Below are 5,116 nucleotides of genomic sequence, written 5' to 3'. Positions count from 1 at the left end.
ACCATCAACGCCTGATCGAGCCGCTTCACAGCGCGTTTGCCGTGAGCACCCTGGCCGATTCCGATCTGCTCATCGTGTGGGAGACCATGCGGCGGCAGACACTCCCGCGCCGCGCGGCCGCTCTGCTCGCCATCGCGACGCCGGACATGCCGAGCGGGCAATTGGCCGCCATGAGTCTCGGCGAGCGGGAACGCCGCTTGCTGGACCTGCATGCGCGCTGCTTCGGAGCTCGCCTGTCCTGTGTCGCGGACTGCCCGACATGCGGCGGGACCTTCGAATTCGAACTCGACGCCCGCACCCTTTCGACGGGGTTGCCGGCGTCGGCGGAGGTCGCGCAACCGCCGTCGATCGATGCGCAGGACTTGCTCATCGAGATGAGGCTGCCGACGGTGGAGGACAGCATCGTCGCCGCCGACGAAGGCGACGTGCTGCAGGCCTACAGCGTCTTGCTGCAACGCTGCCTCGCCTGCACCACGCGAACCGGCGAAACGGTCGCTCCACAAGACCTGCCCCCGGCGCTGCTGCAGGAAGCTGCCGCACGAATGGAATCCGCCGACCCGGCCGCGGAGCTGATGATTTCCATGCCCTGCCCGGCGTGCGGGGCGGTCTCCAACGAGCCGCTCGATCTGGCGGCCTTCTGCTGGGCCGAGGTCGAGGCCCGCGCGCCGCGCCTGCTGGCCGAAGTGCACGCGCTGGCCTCGCGCTACGGCTGGAGCGAAGCCGACATCCTCGCGATGAGCCGCGTCCGGCGCGACGCCTATCTCGGACTGGTGCTTTCGTGATGGGCTACATCGACCGTCTCGCGGCGCGACTCGTCGAGCCCCGGCCCCTGGTCAGGCCGCGCCCCTTGTCGCGCTTCGAGGCTGCCGATCCGCTGACCGCTCAGCTGCAGGATTCCCGCATGGCCGGAGAGGAAGACGCACTGCTCGCGCCGCCCTTGCGTGCGCGGCCGGCTCGTCCCGCGGACGACCGAGGCGACGAAGTTCGGCAGATCGCGTCGATCACGCCGCCGGCGGGTACCGAAGCCATCGCGAGCCCGGCAGACCAGCGCCGGGCTTCCGTCACGGACGACATCCCCGTCGCGCCTTCCACCCGCGATGCTTCGACTTCGGCAGCTAGGGACGTCGGCATGCCGCCGCGCCGCGCGCCGGCCCCAGCGATGGCCGAGCCGTTCGACGCAGCGCCTGCACAGCGTCCGGCATCGCATCCCGCCATCGCCGCTGCGATGCCCTCCTCTTTCGAATCCCCGTCGCAGCGCCCGGGCGCTGGGCTTCAGACTTCGCCCGCGCCCCCCGTCCCGGCGCCGCCAGACAGCATGGCGCCGCCGGGAATGGCCGACCGCATTTCGCCATGGCGCGCTCCGGCCGAACGCGGCGCACCGCCTCCGGTCGATACACGCACGACCACGCAGGCGCCGACCGCTGGCGCCATGCCGCAGCAGCGCGCCAAGCCGGACGCAATCGCCGACGACACGCCCGCCGTGGTGCAGGTCACGATCGGAAGGCTCGAAGTTCGCGCGCCCGAGGCACCCCGCCGGCCCTTCGCAAAGCCGGCGCGCGCCGCGCCGCGGATGAGCCTGCATGACTACCTGCAGCGCCGCACGCAAGGAGGCGGGCGATGAGCAATGCGCTCGCCATCGCCAGCGTGACGCGCGGCCTGCGCGCCTTGGTCAACCAGGCCTTGCAGGCCCCCCTGCCCGCCAACCTGCCCGCCGACACCGTGCCCACCACCCAAATCCAGGTGACGACGCTGCCGCTCGACAAGGTGCGCACCTTCTCGGCCAACGGCAATCTGCTTAACCTGTACCTCTACAGCACGGTGCCCAATCCGGCGCTCAGCAACGGCCTGCCGCCGCGCGGCGGACCCGCGGGTGGCGAGCCGCCGCTCGCACTCAATCTGCACTACATGCTCACGGCCTTCGGCCAGGACGACAACGAGCTCATCGCCCAACTGCTGCTTGGCCGCGCCATGCTAGCCTTGCACGACAACCCGCTGCTGATGCCGGCCGACCTCGCCGATGCCCTGGGCGCGGCCGACGTCCAGGGCCAGGTCGAGCGCGTGCGCATCACGCCGCATTCGCTCGGCTTCGAGGAGATGTCGAAGCTCTGGATGGCCTACCAGACGCAGTACCGCCTGTCTGCCGCGTACGAGGCCTCGGTGGTCCTGATCGACAGCGCCCGGCCCGCGAAGGTCGCCCCGCCGGTGCGCAGTGCAAGCATCGTCGTCGCGCCATTCCGCACGCCCTCTATCGAGCAGGTGACGCCGCAAGTCGCCGCGCCGGGCTCGACGATGACGCTCGCGGGTTCGAACCTCGGCGCCGCGTCGACGCAGGTCGTCGTCGCCGGGCTTCGGGTGACGCCGTCGACGATCGGCGACCGCACGCTCTCCTTCACGCTGCCTGCAGGCGTGCCGGCCGGCGTGAACACCGTGCGGGTGGTGCAGGAAGTGCCGCTGGGCACGCCGCCGGTCGTCCATCTGGGCGTCGGCTTCGAGTCCAACGCCGCCGCTTTCATGCTCAGCCCGAGCATCACCACGGCCGCACCGACCAGCGTCGCGCGCGGCGCGGTGCTGCAACTGTCGGTGGCGCCACCGGTCGGCCGGAGCCAGCGCGCCGTGCTGCTGCTGGACGACCAGCAGGTCGCATCGGCACAGCATGCGCCAGGCGACCCGGACACCAGCAGCACGGTCTCGTTTCCGATTCCCTCGAACTTCGTCGCCCGCAGCTACCTGGCCCGGGTCCTGATCGACGGCGCCTGCAGCCCGCTGGTGGCGGATGCCGCGCCCGGAAGCCCGACCTTCAACCAGTACGTGGGCCCGACGGTGACACTCACATGAATGCCGGCGCCACACCCCTACAGAGCAACGAGCTGGCGCTCGGCGCGGCGCTCGCCTGGCTGCGTGAACGGCTGCGGCGGCTGGCGGAGCGCGCCGAGCCCCCGGTTCTCAGCGACGCGGAGGACCTGGTCCCGGTGCCGACCCTGGCCGTCCTTCAGCAACGGCTGGGCCTGTCGGAGTTCGAGCGCAACGTGCTGCTGCTGTGCGTCGCGGCGGCGCTCGATACGCGCATCGGCGCGCTCTGCGTGCAGGCGCTCGACGAGCCCTCGCGGCCCTGGCCGAGCTTCGCGCTCGCGATGGTGCTGTTCGACGATCCGGCGTGGGAGGCCCTCTCGCCCGATCGGCCGCTGCGCTATTGGCGGCTAGTCGACGTGCACGCCATCGGCGCGACGCCGCTGACGATGAGCGCGCTGCGGGCCGACGACCGGATCGTCGACTACATCAAGGGCCTCAACCGGCTCGACGAGCGCATCGCGCCGTCGCTACTGCCGCTCGCCACGGACGCGCTGCAGCCGCTGCCACCGTCGCAGCAGACGGCGGCGGATGCACTGCTGGCCTTCGTCCACCGGTGCGCAGACGGGGGCATCGCGCCAACCCTCCAGCTCACCGGCATCGATTCGGCTAGCAAGCAACTGGTGGCGGGCCAGGTCGCGGCGAGCCTGGGCCTGCGGCTCGAACGCATCGGGCTCTCCGCGCTGCCCACGCAGAGCGTCGATCTCGATGCCTGGTGCCGCATCTGGCGGCGCGAATGCCTGCTGATGCCGCTGGCGCTTTACATCGATGCGCACGACGTCGCTCCGGGGGAATCGTCCGACGCCAGCGCCGCCGTGCTGGGCCGTGTGCTCGAGCGGCTGCAGGAGCTGGCCTTCGTGGCGACGCGGGACGCGCATGCCATCGGCGCCGGCGGGCGCGATGGCCTGCTCGTGACCGCGATCGAGCGGCCCACCGCCACCGAGCAGACGCATGCCTGGCTCGACCTGCTCGGTGCGGATCGCGAGGCGCTCGCCTCGCGGCTGGCGAGCCAGTTCAACTTCAACCTGCCGCAGATTGCGTCCATGGCGCGCAGCGCCGAACTCGCGATCCGCGACGATCCCGGCAACGCCGACGACGATGCCGCGGTCGCCTCGACGCTCTGGACCGCCTGCCGCCAATGCGCCCATTCGAAGATGGACCTGCTCTCGCAGCGCATCCAGCCCAAGGCCGACTGGGACGACATCGTGCTCCCCGCGGATGCGCTGTCGCTGCTGCACCAGATCGTGGCCCAGGTCGCCCTGCGCCGCCGGGTCTATGGCGACTGGGGCTTCGAGCGCAAGATGAGCCGCGGGCTCGGGCTCAGCGCCTTGTTCCATGGCGAGAGCGGCACCGGCAAGACAATGGCGGCGGAGGTCATCTCCAACGCGCTCGCGCTCGATCTCTACCGCATCGATCTCTCGGCGGTGATCAGCAAGTACATCGGCGAGACCGAGAAGAACCTGCAGCGCATCTTCGATGCGGCCGAGGACGGCGGCGGCATCCTGTTCTTCGACGAGGCCGACGCGCTGTTCGGCAAGCGCAGCGAGGTGCGCGACAGCCACGACCGCTACGCCAACATCGAGACCAACTACCTGCTCCAGCGCATCGAGGCCTTCCGTGGACTGGCGATCCTGGCGACGAATCTCAAGGGAGCGCTCGATGCGGCCTTCATGCGGCGGCTGCGCTTCGTCGTGCCTTTCACCTTTCCCGGGCCGCGCGAGCGGGCGCTGATGTGGCAGCGCGCCTTCCCGAGGGACACGCCGACCGAAGGGCTCGACCCGGTGCAGCTCGCGCGGCTCGACTGCACCGGCGGGAGCATCCACAGCATCGCGCTGAACGCCGCCTTCCTCGCCGCGCACCGCGGCAGCAGCGTGACCATGGCGCTGGTCCACGACGCCGCGCGCAACGAGCTTCTCAAGCTCGGCCGGCCGATCAACGAAGCGGATTTCCGGCCCGCGGCCGTGCAAGGAGCGAACGCATGAAGATCGAGCTGCATATCGACCGGCTGGTCGTCGACGCCGGCAGCGGCGCCGCGATCGATCGCGACCGGCTGGCGCGCGCGGTGTCGCAGGCGCTGGCGCAGCGCATCGACGCGGGAGGTTCGCGCCAGCCTGTGGCGCAGCAGGATCCGGTTCCGGGCCAGCGCCTCGAACACCGCATCGCCGCGGCGGTCCATCAGGCGATGCCGGGCGCATCGCGCGGAGGCCGGCCATGAGCAGCTTTCCCGGCTCGCCTCGGCTCGTGAAGGGCGCGATCGTCGGCATCGATC

At 70.9% G+C, this 5,116-nt stretch carries 5 protein-coding genes; all 5 read left to right on the top strand.

Annotated features, from left to right (window positions below):
- Positions 1-782: T4 family baseplate hub assembly chaperone (locus AC1DY5_RS41420; RefSeq protein WP_478120249.1), on the top strand; the 782-nt coding region annotated here is incomplete at its 5' end.
- Positions 779-1,621, top strand: a complete 843-nt coding sequence (locus tag AC1DY5_RS41415) for a hypothetical protein (protein ID WP_478120248.1) — start codon at positions 779-781, stop codon at positions 1,619-1,621. The genes AC1DY5_RS41420 and AC1DY5_RS41415, both read left to right, overlap by 4 nt.
- Entirely contained in the window at positions 1,618-2,835 is a 1,218-nt protein-coding gene (locus AC1DY5_RS41410; RefSeq protein ID WP_478120247.1) for a Pvc16 family protein, read from the top strand. Before AC1DY5_RS41415 ends, AC1DY5_RS41410 begins: the two co-directional genes overlap by 4 nt.
- Complete coding sequence (locus AC1DY5_RS41405; protein WP_478120246.1) at positions 2,832-4,829, top strand: ATP-binding protein; 1,998 nt, start codon at positions 2,832-2,834, stop codon at positions 4,827-4,829. Before AC1DY5_RS41410 ends, AC1DY5_RS41405 begins: the two co-directional genes overlap by 4 nt.
- A complete protein-coding gene (locus AC1DY5_RS41400) occupies positions 4,826-5,062 on the top strand; it encodes a hypothetical protein (protein ID WP_478120245.1) in 237 nt (78 codons plus the stop codon). Before AC1DY5_RS41405 ends, AC1DY5_RS41400 begins: the two co-directional genes overlap by 4 nt.
- The last annotated feature ends 54 nt before the right edge of the window (positions 5,063-5,116 follow it).

The sequence above is a fragment of the Variovorax sp. P4_D9 genome (assembly GCF_056401695.1).
The sequence above is the reverse complement of the archived record's forward strand: the minus strand, read 5'-3'. Positions and strand labels throughout refer to the sequence as shown.

Coding starts and splice junctions, on each gene's coding strand:
- AC1DY5_RS41410 (WP_478120247.1), top strand. CDS start 1,618: ATGAGCAATGCGCTCGCCATCGCCAGCGTGACGCGCGGCCTGCGCGCC.
- AC1DY5_RS41405 (WP_478120246.1), top strand. CDS start 2,832: ATGAATGCCGGCGCCACACCCCTACAGAGCAACGAGCTGGCGCTCGGC.
- AC1DY5_RS41400 (WP_478120245.1), top strand. CDS start 4,826: ATGAAGATCGAGCTGCATATCGACCGGCTGGTCGTCGACGCCGGCAGC.